This window comes from Roseicyclus sp., assembly GCF_052168335.1.
GTDB lineage: Bacteria > Pseudomonadota > Alphaproteobacteria > Rhodobacterales > Rhodobacteraceae > Roseibacterium.
Genome location: NZ_JBQLZP010000382.1, coordinates 1 through 15,104, shown reverse-complemented (window position 1 = coordinate 15,104; position 15,104 = coordinate 1). Strand labels below are relative to the sequence as shown.

At 69.7% G+C, this 15,104-nt stretch carries 18 protein-coding genes and 1 tRNA gene; 6 read left to right on the top strand and 13 right to left on the bottom strand.

Features of this window, described 5'->3' with window-relative positions; all coding sequences use genetic code 11:
- The first annotated feature begins 110 nt into the window (after nucleotides 1-110).
- The 4 genes from ACTS11_RS11795 to ACTS11_RS11780 all read left to right on the top strand — a co-directional run bounded on the left by ACTS11_RS11795 (nucleotide 111) and on the right by ACTS11_RS11780 (nucleotide 4,982).
- The gene (locus ACTS11_RS11795; RefSeq protein WP_442640509.1) at nucleotides 111-1,094 is read left to right on the top strand and encodes a TAXI family TRAP transporter solute-binding subunit; all 984 of its coding nucleotides are present in this window, start codon (nucleotides 111-113) and stop codon (nucleotides 1,092-1,094) included.
- Nucleotides 1,091-2,983 carry a TRAP transporter permease gene (locus ACTS11_RS11790; protein WP_442640508.1) on the top strand — a complete coding sequence of 631 codons (1,893 nt, stop codon included), beginning with the start codon at nucleotides 1,091-1,093 and terminating at the stop codon, nucleotides 2,981-2,983. Before ACTS11_RS11795 ends, ACTS11_RS11790 begins: the two co-directional genes overlap by 4 nt.
- Nucleotides 2,980-4,452 (top strand): N-acyl-D-amino-acid deacylase family protein, encoded by a 1,473-nt coding sequence (locus ACTS11_RS11785; RefSeq protein WP_442640507.1) that lies wholly within the window; start codon nucleotides 2,980-2,982, stop codon nucleotides 4,450-4,452. The genes ACTS11_RS11790 and ACTS11_RS11785 overlap by 4 nt, the downstream gene beginning before the upstream one ends.
- Nucleotides 4,453-4,688: 236 nt before the next feature.
- Nucleotides 4,689-4,982, top strand: coding sequence for a tyrosine-type recombinase/integrase (locus ACTS11_RS11780; protein ID WP_442640506.1), 294 nt, complete (start codon nucleotides 4,689-4,691; stop codon nucleotides 4,980-4,982).
- A 71-nt stretch (nucleotides 4,983-5,053) separates the two neighbouring features.
- Here the strand turns inward: ACTS11_RS11780 and ACTS11_RS11775 are convergent.
- A tRNA-Phe gene (locus ACTS11_RS11775) sits at nucleotides 5,054-5,128 on the bottom strand.
- Between the two features lie 105 nt (nucleotides 5,129-5,233).
- The gene (locus ACTS11_RS11770; RefSeq protein ID WP_442640505.1) at nucleotides 5,234-5,416 is read right to left on the bottom strand and encodes a DNA gyrase inhibitor YacG; all 183 of its coding nucleotides are present in this window, start codon (nucleotides 5,414-5,416) and stop codon (nucleotides 5,234-5,236) included.
- 197 nt (nucleotides 5,417-5,613) lie between these two features.
- Here ACTS11_RS11770 and ACTS11_RS11765 point away from each other — a divergent pair, with 197 nt between their 5' ends.
- Nucleotides 5,614-6,855, top strand: coding sequence for a lytic murein transglycosylase (locus ACTS11_RS11765; RefSeq protein ID WP_442640504.1), 1,242 nt, complete (start codon nucleotides 5,614-5,616; stop codon nucleotides 6,853-6,855).
- Here the strand turns inward: ACTS11_RS11765 and ACTS11_RS11760 are convergent.
- The 5 genes from ACTS11_RS11760 to ACTS11_RS11740 all read right to left on the bottom strand — a co-directional run bounded on the left by ACTS11_RS11760 (nucleotide 6,852) and on the right by ACTS11_RS11740 (nucleotide 10,392).
- Complete coding sequence (locus tag ACTS11_RS11760; RefSeq protein WP_442640503.1) at nucleotides 6,852-7,904, bottom strand: ribonuclease E/G; 1,053 nt, start codon at nucleotides 7,902-7,904, stop codon at nucleotides 6,852-6,854. The genes ACTS11_RS11765 and ACTS11_RS11760 overlap by 4 nt on opposite strands.
- The gene (locus ACTS11_RS11755; protein WP_442640502.1) at nucleotides 7,901-8,500 is read right to left on the bottom strand and encodes a Maf family protein; all 600 of its coding nucleotides are present in this window, start codon (nucleotides 8,498-8,500) and stop codon (nucleotides 7,901-7,903) included. The genes ACTS11_RS11760 and ACTS11_RS11755 overlap by 4 nt, the downstream gene beginning before the upstream one ends.
- A 92-nt stretch (nucleotides 8,501-8,592) precedes the next feature.
- Complete coding sequence (gene infA / locus ACTS11_RS11750) at nucleotides 8,593-8,811, bottom strand: translation initiation factor IF-1 (protein WP_037209844.1); 219 nt, start codon at nucleotides 8,809-8,811, stop codon at nucleotides 8,593-8,595.
- 88 nt (nucleotides 8,812-8,899) lie between these two features.
- Complete coding sequence (locus ACTS11_RS11745) at nucleotides 8,900-9,793, bottom strand: carbon-nitrogen hydrolase family protein (protein ID WP_442640501.1); 894 nt, start codon at nucleotides 9,791-9,793, stop codon at nucleotides 8,900-8,902.
- Nucleotides 9,790-10,392: a GNAT family N-acetyltransferase gene (locus ACTS11_RS11740; RefSeq protein WP_442640500.1), complete on the bottom strand. Its 603-nt coding sequence runs from the start codon at nucleotides 10,390-10,392 to the stop codon at nucleotides 9,790-9,792. Before ACTS11_RS11740 ends, ACTS11_RS11745 begins: the two co-directional genes overlap by 4 nt.
- A gap of 58 nt (nucleotides 10,393-10,450) precedes the next feature.
- On the opposite strand from ACTS11_RS11740, the gene ACTS11_RS11735 reads away from it, so the two are divergent.
- Entirely contained in the window at nucleotides 10,451-10,912 is a 462-nt protein-coding gene (locus ACTS11_RS11735; RefSeq protein ID WP_442640499.1) for an SRPBCC family protein, read from the top strand.
- Between the two features lie 7 nt (nucleotides 10,913-10,919).
- On the opposite strand, the gene ACTS11_RS11730 is transcribed toward ACTS11_RS11735, so the two are convergent.
- The 6 genes from ACTS11_RS11730 to ACTS11_RS11705 all read right to left on the bottom strand — a co-directional run.
- Complete coding sequence (locus ACTS11_RS11730; protein WP_442640498.1) at nucleotides 10,920-11,333, bottom strand: ketosteroid isomerase-related protein; 414 nt, start codon at nucleotides 11,331-11,333, stop codon at nucleotides 10,920-10,922.
- Nucleotides 11,330-11,803, bottom strand: coding sequence for an arsenate-mycothiol transferase ArsC (locus ACTS11_RS11725; protein WP_442640497.1), 474 nt, complete (start codon nucleotides 11,801-11,803; stop codon nucleotides 11,330-11,332). Before ACTS11_RS11725 ends, ACTS11_RS11730 begins: the two co-directional genes overlap by 4 nt.
- 8 nt (nucleotides 11,804-11,811) lie before the next feature.
- On the bottom strand, nucleotides 11,812-12,294 hold the full coding sequence (locus tag ACTS11_RS11720) for a UPF0262 family protein (RefSeq protein WP_442640496.1): 483 nt from the start codon (nucleotides 12,292-12,294) through the stop codon (nucleotides 11,812-11,814).
- A 48-nt stretch (nucleotides 12,295-12,342) separates the two neighbouring features.
- Nucleotides 12,343-13,644 (bottom strand): histidinol dehydrogenase, encoded by a 1,302-nt coding sequence (gene hisD, locus ACTS11_RS11715; protein ID WP_442640495.1) that lies wholly within the window; start codon nucleotides 13,642-13,644, stop codon nucleotides 12,343-12,345.
- Between the two features lie 145 nt (nucleotides 13,645-13,789).
- Complete coding sequence (locus ACTS11_RS11710) at nucleotides 13,790-14,251, bottom strand: DUF2948 family protein (protein ID WP_442640494.1); 462 nt, start codon at nucleotides 14,249-14,251, stop codon at nucleotides 13,790-13,792.
- On the bottom strand, nucleotides 14,244-15,104 hold an 861-nt coding region (locus ACTS11_RS11705; RefSeq protein ID WP_442640493.1), incomplete at its 5' end, for a UDP-N-acetylglucosamine 1-carboxyvinyltransferase. The genes ACTS11_RS11710 and ACTS11_RS11705, both read right to left, overlap by 8 nt.

Sequence of the window (15,104 nt, the reverse complement as noted above, 5' to 3'; positions counted from 1 at the left end):
GGTCACATTATGCAGATGTGCTGAATACGAATTTGTCATGATACGGCTGCACCAGCAATCCTGTGCTCACAGGGGGCATGAAGCGCCCGGACAGTCAGGGAAGACCCATCATGACCATCTTCAGAACAGCGGTCAGCGTGCTTGCGCTGGCCTTTGCCGCCCCGGCCACAGCACAGGATGCCATCGTCATCGGCACGGGAAGCACGGGAGGGGCCTATTATCCAATCGGCGTCGGAATGGCCCGGATCGTGTCAGATGCGGATCCGACCTTGCGGGTAGATGCTGTCAGCTCTGGCGGCAGCACAGAGAACGTGCAGCTCATCGCGCGCGGTGAAATCGAGATTGGAATCACGAACGGCGTGGTGGCCACTCTTGCGGCCCGCGGCGAGGACGTATTCGAGGGCGACGCGCGCACCGGCCTGCGGGCGCTCTTTGCGCTCTATGGAAACACCGAGCATCACGTGGCGCTGGCCGATGCCGTGACCACAGGCACGGTGGACGACCTCGCAGCGCTGCCCGGCCTCTACAATATCGGTGGCCGGCAAAGCGGGGCCCGCACAGCCGCGAACCTGATGCTGCGGGCACTGGGCCATGATCCCGATGCGATCGACATGGAGTTCATCGGCAGCTATTCTGAGGCCGGTGCGGCGTTGCAGGACCGCCGGATCGCGGCGGCGAACCTTGGCGCGGGGGTGCCGGTTCCAGCGGTGACCGAGCTCTATGCCGCACTTGGCGCCGACAGGGTGCGCATCCTGTCCTTCACACCCGACCAGCTGGCGCGGATCGAGGCGGCGCATCCCGGGCTCTACTATGGCGTGACCATTCCCGCGGACAGCTATCCCGGCCAGACCGAGGACATATCGACGGCGGAATACGCCAACCTGATGGTCGTCGACGAAAGCATGGACGAGGACACCGTTTATCGTTTCACACGTGCGGTGTTCGAGAACCTCGAGGCGATCCACGCGATCCATCCCTCGGCCGCGGGCATCAGGATGGAGACCGCGCTGAACGGCCTGCCGGTGCGGCTACATCCAGGTGCCGTGCGCTATTTCGAAGAGGTCGGCATATCCATCCCCGAGGCGCTGCGGTGACATCTGCCGACAAGACATCCGTGACGCGGCCATCCGGCCGCGTCGACCCTTCGAGCGCCGCGGGCTGGGTGATCACTGGGGCGGCCCTGGCCTATGCAGGGTTTCACCTTTGGTTCGCCACCTTCGGCACGATCGCGGACAGCTGGCGCAATGCGATACATGTCGGCGGGGCGCTTGCTCTTTTCTTCGCGCTGCGAGGACAGGAGGAGGGGAGGCGGATAGCACCCTGGCTGATGGCGGCAGCGGTTTGCGCCGCGATCCCCGTCTATGCCGTGGTGATGGAGCAGGCACTCTACGCCCGCAATGACCAGATGATCCCATTGGACATGTGGGTGTCGGCAGCAATTCTACTCTTTGTGCTCTGGGCGGCAGGGCTTTCAGGCGGATGGGTCCTGACCGGCATGGGGCTCCTGGCGGCGGCGTATGCGCTGTGGCTGGGACCGTTCCTGCCGGACGGCTGGGGCTTTCGGGGCCTTTCTCTCTACACCTTCACCTACAGGATGCTCTGGGGCGGAGAGGGATACTTCGGCTTCTTGGCCTCCATCTCGGCCACATACGTCTATCTTTTCGTCCTCTTGGGAGTCGTCCTCCTAGCAGCGGGCAGCGGTAACTTTCTGGTGCAGGCCTCTCTTCGGCTGGGCGCGCGGCTGCCAGGCGGGCCGGCACAGGCCGCTGTCCTGGGGAGCGCGGCGATGGGGTCGGTCAGCGGGACGTCGATTGGCAACGTCATGGCGACGGGATCCGTGACGATCCCGATGATGATCCGGGCGGGCTACCGCCGCCCCTTTGCGGCTGGTGTCGAGGCTGCGGCATCCAACATCGGGCAGATCGCCCCGCCAGTGATGGGCGCCGGCGCCTTCATTCTCGCGGCCTGGACCCAGACGCCTTATGCGACCGTCGCAGCGCTTTCGATCCTGCCGGCCATCCTCTACTTCTATTCGGTGTTCATCGGCGTCGCGCTTGACGCTCGCAAGCAGGACTGGACGCCGGTCGAAATCCCCGCCCGCATCGTATGGCGAGACGGACTTCCCTTCGCGCTGGCCATGGCCGCGCTGATCGGATTGCTGGTCGTCGGCTACACACCGGTCTTCGCCTGCTGCGGCGCGATCCTTGCTGCGATCTTTGCCAGCTGGGCCACGCCCGCCAACCAGATCGGGCCTCGCTCGCTCGCCAGGATCGCCGTGGAGGCGGCACGCGGCGCTTCCGTCACGGCGATCATGCTGGCGGCGGCAAACATCGTTGTGGGCGTCCTGACCATGACCGGGAAAGGCATCACCTTCTCGGCGATGATCTTCGACGCGGCGCAGGGCAATCTCTACCTGATGGTGCTGGCGGTGCTCCTGGTCTCGCTGATCCTCGGAATGGGGCTGCCGATCACCGCAAGCTACGTGATCGTGGCGGTGGTCGTAGGATCGGGGTTCGAGCAATTCGGCCTGCCGCTGCTGGCGGTCCACCTGATGATCTACTGGTATTCTCAAGACAGCACAGTCACGCCGCCCGTGGCTCTCTCGGCGTTCGCCGCTGCCGGGATTGCGCGGGCGGCACCGTTTCCAGCCAGCCTCGTAGCCTGGCGCCTGTCCAAGGGCCTCTACGCAATCCCGCTCCTGTTCCTGTCGGGTGACATCCTGTTCCAGAACGGGCCGATGGCTGCGGCGGTGGCCTTTGTCGGGGCCATCGTCGGCCTTACCGGAATTGCGATGGCGTTGTCGTCGCGGTGCATTGGCGGTCAGGTTCCGGTCTGGCTGGCGCTGCCCCTCGGTCTCACTTCGGCCGCGACCTTCCTTCTCGAGCGCGACATCGCGGTTCCCGCGATCGGAGCCGCGGCGATGCTAATTGCCGTTGCCGAATATCTGGCTCGCCGGGCACAGCGGCTGGAGGCGCAGCCATGACGCTGCACGACGTTGTGATCCGCGGCGCGTGCGTCATCGATGGGACCGGAGCCGCCGGCTTCGAAGCGGATGTCTATCTCCGCGGCGACCGGATCAGCGCTATCCGTGCACCTGAAGCGCCTGAACCTGCTGATGGGGTCGTTGAAGCATCAGGATTGGTCCTCGCACCGGGCTTCATCGATGTTCACACCCACGACGACATGGCCCTGATCCACACTCCGGACATGAGGGCCAAGGTTTCGCAAGGCGTGACGACCGTCATTACGGGGCTTTGTGGCTACAGCCCAGCCCCCTTGCCGACGGAAGCGCGTCTGCCCGAGGAGTATGATATTCTCATCCCAAGCGGGCATCGAGGTTTCGAGCGTTTCGCCGACTACCTTTCGGCCGTCGACGCAGCCGGGCCGGCTGTCAACTCGTTGTCGCTGGTTGGGCATTCATCGCTGCGCATCGCAGCCATGTCGGACCTGAGCCGACCTGCAACACCTGTGGAATTGGCCCAGATGTGTGCACTTCTCGATGCCGCACTGACCGAGGGCGCAGCGGGTCTGAGTTCCGGCCTCGCCTACGCAATGGCCAATGCGGCTCCGACCAAAGAACTCATTGTTCTGTGTAGCCGTCTGGTCGACCGGCAAGCCCCGTATGTCACCCATGTCCGCGATGAAGGCGACGGTCTGGCCGAAGCCGTCGAGGAAGCACTCGAGATTGGGCGGCGCGCTGGCGTTCCGGTGATCCTGTCCCACCACAAGGCGCTCGGCGCGCGCAATCATGGAGTTGTCGGCCGCACTTTGGAGTATGTCGACCGGGCTTGTGCGTGCCACCGGGTAGGTCTCGACGTCTATCCATACACTTATTCCTCCACCTCCCTTACTCCCGAGCGCGCTGCACGCGGCGGCGAGATCGTCGTGACGCGTTCCGGCGCGATGCCTTCGGCGGTCGGTCGTTCCCTGACCGACGTTGCGGCCGACCTCGGTTGCGATCCTGTCGAGGCTGCGCGACTGTTGCAGCCGGCCGGAGCGCTCTTTCACTTGATGGCAGAGGAGGACGTGCGCCGGGTCTTGACGCACCCCTTAACCATGATCGGTTCCGACGGACTGCCCTTCGATCCGATGCCACATCCCCGCCTGTGGGGGACCTTTCCTCGCGTTCTGGGCCACTACGTGCGGGATCTGGGTCTGCTTACACTGGAGGCAGCAATTCACAAGATGACCGGCCTTCCTGCGCGGTTCTTCGGTCTGGCCGGTCGCGGCCTCATCGCCGAGGAGGCATTCGCGGATCTGGTTCTTTTCGACCCGGCGGCGGTTGCAGACCAGGCGGTTCCAGCGGATCCTACCGCTGCATCGGTAGGCATTAGGAGTGTTTGGATTAACGGCGCCACACCTGCTCAGGGAACGGGCCGAAGGCTGGTTGCCAACTCCTCGCCGATCGCTGGAGAGATATGCCGCAGCAGGTCGACGGGATTTAGGACTTGATGATGCACTACGGTGCGAGTGATCGCTGTGCTCACTCGTTCGAGACGGCAGCGTCGCATCATCGACCAGAGAGCAACAGAGCTCAGTCCACCATCATCTGTTGTCGCCACAAAAAACATGTCTCCGCGCCGATAGGCGCGTTCAATTGAAACGCTTCTCCAGGTGCCACGCGACAAAGTCGGGCCTCGGCCGCTCGGAGAGGCGCCGCGGCACGAGCAACGCGCGAGATGCCTGTGGTGGGCCCCACCTATCTTCTCGGCATCCATGGCCGCCCGTTCAAGAACGGCAACGTGCTTGGCAACAAGGTGCAGGACTGGACGCGGGAGGCCGGTCTCGAGAACCGCAGCTCCCACGGCCTCCGCAAGAGCCTCGCCGAACTGCTCGCCGAACAAGGCGCGACCAGCCACCAGATCATGTCGGTGCTGGCTCACACCCAGTCCAAGACCACGGAGATCTACACGAAAGGCGCCGAGAGAACCCGCCTCGCCAGAGCCGCCATGAACGCCATCGCCGGCCTGCGCATCGGGTGAAGGCCTCCCCACGTTCCCGGGGCTGTGGGGCAAGGCTGATTTCAAGGGAAATCAATTCCATCTTGAGGGAATGGTGCCCGGGGGCGGAATCGAACCACCGACACGAGGATTTTCAATCCACTGCTCTACCCCTGAGCTACCCGGGCAACGGGGCGTCCGGAGCGGGTCCGGGGGGCCTTGTCGGCGGACTTCTAGGGCCTTCGCGCGGGGCTGTCCAGACCGCTCGAACACTTTTCGGCGCCTGCGCAGGTTCAGTGCGTGCGGCCCTCGTCGGCGGCCCTCGCGGCCTCGGCCTCCTCGATGTCCCCGGGGTCCTCGGAGGGGATCGCGTAGCTGCCGTTCAGCCACCGCGCGAGGTCGACGTCGGCGCAACGGCGGGAACAGAACGGGCGGTACTGCGCCGTGGCGGGCTTCGAACAGATCGGGCAGGCCATGGGGTCCTCCGGGTGCGGCGCGCGGCGCGGTCTCGCGATGGGGCCGAGGCTCGCACGGGCCGGGGCGCGGGGGCAACCCCGGGCACCGCGACCGCCCGGCCCGGCGGCTGTCCGCCGGTCCTTCGGCACGCGGCGGGTGCGGGCGGCGCCGGATGCGCTATACTCGGCGCAAAACGACAAATCCGAGGACCGAGCACATGGCGATCACGCGACGCAGCATCATTCTCCTCGCCGCCGCCGGCGCGGCGCAGGCCTGCCTGCCCGTGCCGGGGGGCGGCGCGCCCAGGCCCGAGCGCCTCGACCCCGCCTTCCTGCCGCAGCCCAATCCCGCCTATGACGCCTGGGTCGAGGCCTTCCGCGAGCGCGCGCTCGCGCAGGGGATCACCGCCGACGCCTTCGCGCGCGGGTTCGAGGGTCAGGGCTTCCTGCCCGGCGTGATCGAGCGCGACCGCAACCAGACCGAGTTCCGCCGCACGACCGAGGACTACCTGGCGCTGGTCGCCTCCGACGAGGACGTGGCGCTGGGGCGCGCGCGGGTCGGGCCGGTGCGGGGCATCCTCTCGGACATCGAGGGGGCGACGGGCGTCTCGGGCGACGTGCTGGGCGCGATCTGGGGGGTCGAGACGCTCTTCGGGACGCGGCTCGGCCTGATCCCGGTCGTGTCGGCCACCTCGACGCTGGCCTGGGAGGGGCGGCGCGGGCGCTTCTTCGAGGCGCAGCTTCTGGCCGCGCTGCGGATCATCCAGGCGCGCGACACCACGACGGACCGGATGACCGGCTCCTGGGCCGGAGCGATGGGGCATACGCAGCTCATGCCGACGGTCTACCAGGAATATGCGGTGGATTTCCGCGGCGACGGGCGGCGCGAGATCTGGGGCGACGACCCGACCGACGCGCTTGCCTCCACGGCCAACTATCTCGTGCGCTACGGCTGGCAGCGCGGGCGGCCCTGGGGCTACGAGGTTCACCTGCCCGCGGGCTTCTCCGGGCCGACGGGGCGCGAGACCCGGCGCTCGGCGGCGGAGTGGCAGGCCGCGGGCGTAAGGCTCGCCTCGGGCGGTGCGCCGCCCGATCACGGGCCCGCGGCGATCCTCGCCCCCGTGGGCGCGGGCGGGCCCGCCTGGATCGTCTACCGCAACTTCGACGTGATCCTGCGCTACAACCCGTCGACCAATTACGGGCTCGGCGTCGGCTACATGGCCTCGCGCCTCGCGGGGGGCGGCCCGCTCAGCCGGTCCTTCGGGCCGGACGCGACCGGCCTCACGCAGGAGGAGCGGCGGGAGCTTCAGCGCCGCCTGACCGAGGCAGGCTTCGACGCGGGCACGCCCGACGGCGTGATCGGGCGGCGGACGGAGGCCGCGATCCGCGACTTCGAGGCCGCGCGCGGTCTGCCGGTGACGGGCGTGCCCTCGCCCGCGCTTCTCGCCGCGCTGCGCTAGAGGTTCTTCGGCCAGACGGAGGCCAGCGGCGCGCGGTCGCGCTTGCGCTGGATCTCGAAATGGCCGAGCGGCGTCCAGCCGGCCATCACCACCTCCGCCCCGTCCTCCCGGAAGGCGCGGGTCAGCGCCTGTTCGAAGCCGCTGCGGTCCTTCTTCGGCATCGGCGCGAGGTCGAGGACGATCTGCCCGCCGAGGCCGCGCAGCCGGAGCTGGCGCGGAAGCTCGCGGGCGAGCGCGAGGTTGGCCTTGAGCCCGGCGGCGAGCGAGGTGTCGGCGCCCGTGTTCACGTCGACGGCCACCAGCGCGCGCGTCGGCTCGACATAGGCGCGGCCGCCGCCGGGGAGCGGAACCCCGGGCGCGAGCACGGCATCGACGGCCTCGAGCACGCCATGCGCGGCGAAGGAGCCCTCGGCCTCGATCACCTCGTCGGGGTCGGGATCGGCCCAGTCCCGCCAGGCGAGGAGATGCGCGTCCGGCGCGTCGAGCAGCAGTTCCGCCCCTCCGCGCGCGTCCGCCATGACCGAGGCCGCGAGGTCGCGCATGGCCGCGATGTCCTCGGCCAGCGCTTCCTCCGCCACCTCCGCCGCCGCGCTGCGGACGATCAGGCCGTGATCCGGCGGCGCGCCCGCCATCGCGGCATGGGCGATCTCGAGGATGCGGTCGCGCTCGGCCTCGTCGCGGATGCGGCGCGAGACGTTGAGGCCCGGCGCGTCCGGCGTGACGATGGCGTAGCGGCTCTTGAAGAGGGGTTTCGGCGTCACGGGGACGGCCTTGCCGGGCTCGGCCACGCCCGAGACCTGCACGATCATCGGTTGACCGGGGGCGATCCCCTTGACGTTCCTCAGATAGCCCTTCGCCCCGCCGCCGAGCGTGAGCGTCAGGCCGCCCTGCCCCTTCATCGGCCGGTCGGCGATCGCGCGGTGGATGGCGCCGGGCATGGGGGCCTCGCCCTCGGCGTCGATCAGGATGTCCTCGAGCCGGCCGTCGACCATGAGCGCCGCCGAGCGCCGCCCGCCGAGCGTGTCGAGAAGGACGACGCGGCCCTTCATGCCCGCCCCCAGACCGGACGGCCCGCCGCCGCAAGCAGCGCCGCGGTCTCCGCCAGCGGCAGCCCGACGATGGCGCTGTGGCTGCCCGAGATCCACGGGATGAAGGCGCCCGCAGGCCCCTGGATGGAATAGCCGCCCGCCTTGCCGCGCCAGTCGCCGGTGGCGATGTAGCCCGCGATCTCGGGGGGCGAGAGCGGCTTCATGCGCACGCGGCTTTCCACGACGCGCTCCCATGTCCGGCCGCCGCGCCGCACGGCGACGGCGGTATAGACCCGGTGCCGCCGCCCGGAGAGGAGCGTCAGGAACGCCTCCGCCTCGCTTTCGTCGGCGGGCTTGCCGAGGATGCGGCGGCCGAGCGCCACGGTGGTGTCGGCGCAGAGCACCACGTCATCCTCCCCCGCCGCGACGGCCGCCACCTTCTCGGCGGCGATGCGCGCGCAATAGGGGCGCGGCAGCTCGCCCTTGCGCGGCTCCTCGTCGATGTCGGGGGGCAGGACGGCGTCCGGCACGAGACCGAGCACGGCCAGAAGCTCCAGCCGCCGGGGGCTGCCGGAGCCGAGGATGAGCCGCGGCGTCGCCTCGATGTCGGGGGTCATTGCGGTGCCCATGGGGGGGGCACGCTGGGGCCGGGCCGCGCGCCGCACCCGGCGTCACGCCTGCCCGCGGCGGGCGAGGACACGTCCCCGCCCTACTTGAAGCGGTAGTTGATGCGCCCCTTGGTCAGGTCGTAGGGCGTCATCTCCACCTGAACCCGGTCGCCTGCCAGAACGCGGATGCGGTTCTTCCGCATCTTCCCTGCCGTGTGCGCGATGATCTCATGGCCGTTTTCAAGCTCGACCCGGAACGTCGCGTTGGGCAGGAGTTCCTTCACGACACCAGGGAATTCGAGCATTTCTTCCTTGGCCATGGTCACTCCTTGATGGTCGCGCCCTCCCCGTAGGCTTCTTCGGGGCGTGGCGCAGGTGCGGGCTAAATGCGCCCGGTTCCGACGATTTTCAAGGCAAATCGTCGGGATCGCGGGAAAGCCCGGCGCGGCTGGCGCTTTCCGGCCAGTGGGCGTGGTTGAAGACGGCGCCCTCGGCGCGCACCCGCGCGATGGCGGCGCGGTCGATCTCGGCCAGGACCCAGCCGGGCTCGTTCAGCGCGCCCTGCGCGAGGATGCCGTCGCCCGGAAAGCCGAGGTCGGGCGGCCCGAAGATGCCGGCGGCGCCCACGTTCTCGTCCACGGCGGGGGACCAGGGTGCGTCGCCCACGGTGGGGGACTGCACGACGACGCATTGCCCCTCGAGCGCGCGGGCCATGGCGCCGATGCGCACCCGGCTGTAGCCGTGCAGGCTGTCGGTGCAGGAGGGGACGAGCAGGATCTCGGCCCCCTGCTCGATCAGCGCGCGGCCGAGAAGCGGGAATTCCGCGTCGTAGCAGATGAGGACCCCGATGCGCCCGAGGGGCGTGTCGATCACCTCGAGCGGGTCGCCGGGGACGACGTTCCACGTCTCGCGCTCGAAACGGGTCATGACCTGCTTGTCCTGGTAGGCGAGGAAGGGCGCCTCCCCGTCGGGCCCGAGCAACCAGGCGCGGTTGACCGGCCGCTCGCGCCCCTCCTCGAAGACCGGGCCCGAGGGGCAGAGGATGTGGACGCCGTATCCCTGCGCGAGGTCGGCCATCAGGTGATCGGCCTTCTCGGCGAGGGCGGCCGCGGCGTGGAGCGAGGCCTCGAGGTCGTGGGCCTGCCCGGTCAGGGCGGCAAGCTCCATCCGGCCGTATTCCGGAAACACGAGGAGGTCGGCGCCCGCATTCGCCGCCTCGCGCACCCAGGCGACCTGTTTCTCGGCATAGTCGACCCAACGGTCGAAGCGGTCGAGCGGATAGGCGGCGGCGGCGATCTTCATAGGCGCTTGATCCAGACCTGGAGGGGTTTCTCGGTTTCCGCCGTCTCGCCGATGTCGCGCCAGTCGAAGCGCGCGACGGCGCCCGGCAGCGGCGCATAGCCGAAGCGCCGCCAGACGGGGTCGAGCGGGCGGGCGTCGGTCGGGCGGAGGGGGTGATCCTCGGGGCGGACGACACCGCAGAACGCCGCGAGAGGGAACCCGAGCGCCCGCGCGCGGTCCTCGCGGCGCTCGAAGAAGCGGCGATAGGCCCCCTGCCCCCGGTAGTCCGGCAGGAGAACGGACTCGGCGCAGTAGAACACCTCGCCCATGTCGATCCCCGTGCCCTCGAAGGCGGCGGCGAAACCGTCCGCATGGGCCGCGAGCGGCATTCCCGTCGCCGCGCCCACCATGCGTCCGCCGTCATGGGCCGCGACGACGATCCCGTCGCCCGCAGCATACTCGGCGAGGTAGCGCCGCTCGTAGTCGAGGTCGCCGTCGTAGAGATAGGGCCAGTCGCGGAACACCTCGATCCGCAGCCGGGCGAGATCCTCGGTCACGGCGGCGATGCCTGCGCCGAGATGCTCGCGGTAGGTCAGGCGCGTGCCGCCGGATTGCTCCATCTGCTGCTCCTTCCTAACCTTCCATCCCGAGCCCCCTTCCTGCACGCAGAGAGGCGCCATGCGCAAGATCAGCCTGACGGCCCTGCTTCCCGCACCGCCCGAGCGGGTCCGCGCCCTCGTGATGCGGCCCGCCACGCTGGTCCACGTCTCCCGCCCGCTCCTGACCTTCCGGCCGCTCCCGGGGCCCTTTCCCGAGGTCTGGGCCGAGGGGGAGCACGAGGTCGCGATGCGGTTCCTGGGCGTCCTGCCGCTTGGCCGCCAGACGATCCGCATCCGCTTCGAGGCGCGCGGCGACGGCGCCTTCCGGGTGCGGGACGCGGGCGGCGGACAGCTTGCGCGGACCTGGGACCATCTCATCACCATAGCACCCGAGGGCACGGGCACGCGCTACACCGACGAGGTGACGATCGAGGCCGGTCCGCTGACGGGGGCGGTCGCCCTCTTCGCGCGCCTCTTCTGCGCCCACCGGCAGCGGCGCTGGCGGAGCCTCCTTGCGCGCGGCGAAACGCCCCGAGGCTGAGGGGCGGTCAGTCCGAGACCTGCCGCACCCAGTCGGCGAGGTTGTAGTAGGTGACGACGCGGGTGATGCGCCCGTTCGCGAGGCTGAAGAACCCGCCGCCCGGCAGCACGTAGGTCTGCCCCCGCGCCTCGGGCAGGCCGTCGTCGGTGGCGAGGTAGGTGTCGTTCACGGTGAACTCCGCCGCCGCGCGGGTGCCGTCCGGGCTCGCCATGACGACGATGTCGGTCAGCCGCTCGGCGTAGCAGCGGGACATGTGCGCGCAGAAGGCGGCGAAGGCCGCCTTGCCGCGCCGCACCGCCCCCTCGTTGACGTGGTGCGCCACGTCGTCGGAGAGGCAGGCGAGCATCCCTTCCGTGTCGCCCGCGTTGAAGGCTGCGTAGTAGCGCGCGACGACCTCGCGCGCGTCGTCCATGTCGCTCATGCCGTCGCTTCCTCGTGCTGTGTCGGCGGGCCGAAGCGGTCCACCATCCGTTTCGCGATCTGGTCCCGCGCCTGCCGGTAGGCGTCGAGCTTGGCCTCCCGCGTCTCGCCGAGGCCGGTGGGGTCGAGGATCGGCCAGTATTCCACGTCGAGGTGGAAGTGCCGCGTGAGGTCGAGCGCGCGCCGCTGGCTCGCGGGCGAGAGCGCCACGATCAGGTCGAAGCCCGAGATGTCGTCGCCCCATTCCTGCATCTCGTCGAAGCTGCGCACCCGGTGGCGTTCCAGCGGCACGCCCATCTCGGCGCAGACGGCGACGGCGAAGCCGTCGATCTCGAGCTCGTTCTTGACGCCCGCCGACTGCACGTAGGCGCGGTGGCCGTAGAACTTCTTCATCAGCCCCTCCGCCATCGGGGAGCGGGTCGCGTTGTGGTCGCAGCAGAACAGGACAGACTGGGGGAAGTCCCGTGCCAAGACGCCGCTCAGCCTCCGAAGTGCAGGACGCAGATCAGGGTGAAGAGGCGGCGGGCGGTGTCCATGTCGACCTCGGCCTTGCCCTCGAGCCGTTCCTCGAGGATGCGCGCGCCCTCGTTGTGGATGCCGCGCCGCGCCATGTCGATCGCCTCGATCTGGCTGGGCGGCAGGCGCTTCACGGCGTCGTAATAGCTCTCGCAGATCTGCCAGTAGTCCTTGACCACCTGCCGGAACGGGCTGAGCGAGAGGTGGAACTCGGCCGCCTCGCGCCCGTCCTCGGTGTCCACGTCGAAGACGAGGCGCTTCTCGCGGATGGCGAGGGTCAGCCGGTAGGGCCCGTCGGGCATCTCGCGCCCCTCGCGCGGGGGAAGCACGAAGGAATTCTCCTCCAGGAGGTCGAACACGGCCACCTTGCGCTCCTGCTCGATCTCGGGCGTGGGCGCGGGCATGCCGCTCGTGTCTATGTCGATCTGGCAGATATGCATGGTCATGTAATGCCCCTGAACGGGCCCCTCACGCCAAGGGATGCACGATCCGGCTCAGCGGTTCAACGTGTCCAGTCGCGCACGCACCGAAAGACCGTGCGCCTCGAGGCTTTCGGAACGCGCCAGCGTTTCGGCGGCGGGGCCGATGGCCCGGAGCGCCCCGGGCGTCATCCGCGCGAGCGTGGTGCGCTTCATGAAGTCGAGGACCGACAGGCCCGAGGAGAACCGCGCCGAGCGCGCCGTCGGCAGGACGTGGTTCGGCCCGCCGACGTAGTCGCCGATGGCCTCGGGCGTCCACTGGCCGAGGAAGACGGCGCCTGCATGCGTGATCCGCGCAAAAAGCGCCTCGGGGTCGGCGACGCAGAGCTCGAGGTGCTCGGGCGCGATCCGGTCCGACAGCGCCGCCGCCTCGTCGAGGTCGCGCACCGTGACGACGGCGCCGTAGTCGTGCCAGGAGGCGCCCGCGATGGCCCGCCGCTCCAGCGTCTCGAGGCGCTTCTCCACGGCCGAGGCCACCGCCTTGCCGAAGGAAGCGTCGTCGGTGATCAGGATCGACTGCGCGCTCTCGTCGTGCTCGGCCTGGGAGAGGAGGTCGAGCGCGATCCAGTCGGGATCGTTGTCGCGATCGGCGATCACGAGGATCTCGGAGGGCCCCGCGATCATGTCGATCCCGACCTTGCCGAAGACGCGCCGCTTGGCGGCGGCAACGTAGGCGTTGCCGGGCCCGGTGATCTTGTCGACGGGCGCGATGGTCGCCGTGCCGTAGGCCATGGCGGCGACGGCCTGCGCGCCGCCGATCCGGTAGATGGTGTCCACACCCGCAAGCCGTGCGGCCAGCAGCACGAGCGGATTGGCCACGCCGCCAGGCGTGGGCGCGCAGATCACCAGACGCTCCACGCCCGCCACCTGCGCCGGGATCGCGTTCATCAGCACGCTCGAGGGATAGGAGGCGAGCCCCCCCGGCACGTAGAGCCCGGCCGCCGAAACCGGCGTCCAGCGCCAGCCGAGCGTCGCGCCCTCCGGGTCCGTCCAGCGCGCGTCCTGCGGCATCTGGCGCACGTGGTAGGCCCGGATGCGCTCGGCAGCCGCCTCGAGCGCGTCGCGCTCGGCGGCCGGAACCGATGCGACGGCGGCGTCGATCTCGTCGGCCGAGAAGGCCATCGTCGCGGGCGTGAGGGTCAGCCGGTCGAAGCGCTCGGTCAGCTCGATCACCGCCGCGTCACCCCGCGCCCGCACGTCCGCGATGATCGCGGCGACGGCCTCGTCCACCTCGGGCGCATCCTCCCGCTTCATCTCGAGAAGCGCGGCGAAGCGCGCCTCGAAGCCGGGCTCGCTGGTGTCGAGGAAATGGGGCATCGCGGATCGTCCCTCCTGGCGGTTGCGGCCAGATAGCGCGCCCTCCCGCCGGCCTCAAGCCGTGCGGTCGGGAGGCGCCGTTTTCCGCACGGAAAACGGACGAAAAGCCATGGGCTTTTCGCCGGAAAACCTCTTTTTCCGGCGCTCAGTCCGGGTGGCCGGGCGCGCGGCCGGAGGGGGCGACGTAGGGTTTCGTCACGTCGCGGAGCGTGACCTCGAGCGCCTCGACATCGACCGCCACCGCGCCGTCGCCAGCAAGCACCAGCGTGACGCGGCCCGTCCCGTCCTCGCCCGCCTCCCAGTCCAGCGTCAGGAGCGACAGGACCAGGTCGCCATCCTCGCGCGCGATGCCCTGGCTCGAGACGCGGGCCGCGTCCTCGATCACCAGGAGCGACCGAACGCGTTCGGGGCGTCCGGTCCCGAGTTCCCAGCGGAACCGGTTCAGGAGCACGGCGAAGCGCCGCTTGCGCCGGTCCCAGGTCATCTCGGAGGCCGGGAAGACCGCGTCCTGCACCAGCGCGGCGATCACCTTCAGATCCTCGGCGTCGAGCGCGCGGAGGGCGACCGGCCCCTCGTCGGCGTCCTCGAAGCGGGCGTCCTCAGTCATCGCCCCGGACCCGCTCGATCCTGGCGCCGACGGCCGAGAGCTTCTCCTCCACCCGCTCGTAGCCCCGGTCGAGGTGGTAGACCCGGTTCACGACCGTCTCCCCCTCGGCCGCGAGGCCCGCGAGGATGAGGCTGACCGAGGCGCGGAGGTCCGTCGCCATCACCGGCGCGCCCTTCAGCCGCTCCACCCCCGTCACCCGTGCCGTCCCGCCGTGGACGTCGATCCGTGCACCCATGCGCATGAGTTCCGGCGCGTGCATGAATCGGTTCTCGAAGATCCGCTCCTCGAGCACGCTCACCCCCTCGGCGAAGCACATGAGCGCCATCATCTGCGCCTGGAGGTCGGTGGGGAAGCCCGGGAAGGGCTCCGTCACCACGTCGACCGCGCGCACGCGCCCGTTGCCCCGCGCGACGCGGAGGCCCGCCTCCGTCTCGCTCACCTCGATGCCGGCCTCGCCGAGCTTGTCGGCGAAGGCCCGCACGAGGTCCATCCGCCCGCCGGGGAGCTCGACCGAGCCGCCGGCGATGGCGGGCGCCAGCATGTAGGTGCCGAGCTCGATCCGGTCGATCACCACGGGATGCGTCGCGCCGTGCAGACGGTCGACGCCCTGCACCGTGATCTCGGAGGTCCCCTCGCCCTCGATCTCGGCGCCCATCGCGCGCAGGCAGCGGGCGAGGTCCACGATCTCGGGCTCGCGCGCGGCGTTCCTGAGGATTGTCGTGCCCTTCGCGAGCGTCGCCGCCATCAGGGCGTTCTCCGTCGCGCCGACAGAGACGAGCGGGAACTCGAAGACCGCGCCCTTCAGCCCCGAGGGCGCCCGGGCATGGACGTAACCCTCGCGCAGGTCCAGCTC

Coding starts and splice junctions, on each gene's coding strand:
- ACTS11_RS11735 (WP_442640499.1), top strand. CDS start 10,451: ATGCGCAAGATCAGCCTGACGGCCCTGCTTCCCGCACCGCCCGAGCGG.
- ACTS11_RS11740 (WP_442640500.1), bottom strand. CDS start 10,392: ATGGAGCAATCCGGCGGCACGCGCCTGACCTACCGCGAGCATCTCGGC.
- ACTS11_RS11720 (WP_442640496.1), bottom strand. CDS start 12,294: ATGACCATGCATATCTGCCAGATCGACATAGACACGAGCGGCATGCCC.
- ACTS11_RS11710 (WP_442640494.1), bottom strand. CDS start 14,251: ATGACTGAGGACGCCCGCTTCGAGGACGCCGACGAGGGGCCGGTCGCC.
- ACTS11_RS11755 (WP_442640502.1), bottom strand. CDS start 8,500: ATGACCCCCGACATCGAGGCGACGCCGCGGCTCATCCTCGGCTCCGGC.
- infA (WP_037209844.1), bottom strand. CDS start 8,811: ATGGCCAAGGAAGAAATGCTCGAATTCCCTGGTGTCGTGAAGGAACTC.
- ACTS11_RS11745 (WP_442640501.1), bottom strand. CDS start 9,793: ATGAAGATCGCCGCCGCCGCCTATCCGCTCGACCGCTTCGACCGTTGG.
- ACTS11_RS11785 (WP_442640507.1), top strand. CDS start 2,980: ATGACGCTGCACGACGTTGTGATCCGCGGCGCGTGCGTCATCGATGGG.
- ACTS11_RS11795 (WP_442640509.1), top strand. CDS start 111: ATGACCATCTTCAGAACAGCGGTCAGCGTGCTTGCGCTGGCCTTTGCC.
- ACTS11_RS11765 (WP_442640504.1), top strand. CDS start 5,614: ATGGCGATCACGCGACGCAGCATCATTCTCCTCGCCGCCGCCGGCGCG.
- hisD (WP_442640495.1), bottom strand. CDS start 13,644: ATGCCCCATTTCCTCGACACCAGCGAGCCCGGCTTCGAGGCGCGCTTC.
- ACTS11_RS11730 (WP_442640498.1), bottom strand. CDS start 11,333: ATGAGCGACATGGACGACGCGCGCGAGGTCGTCGCGCGCTACTACGCA.
- ACTS11_RS11760 (WP_442640503.1), bottom strand. CDS start 7,904: ATGAAGGGCCGCGTCGTCCTTCTCGACACGCTCGGCGGGCGGCGCTCG.
- ACTS11_RS11770 (WP_442640505.1), bottom strand. CDS start 5,416: ATGGCCTGCCCGATCTGTTCGAAGCCCGCCACGGCGCAGTACCGCCCG.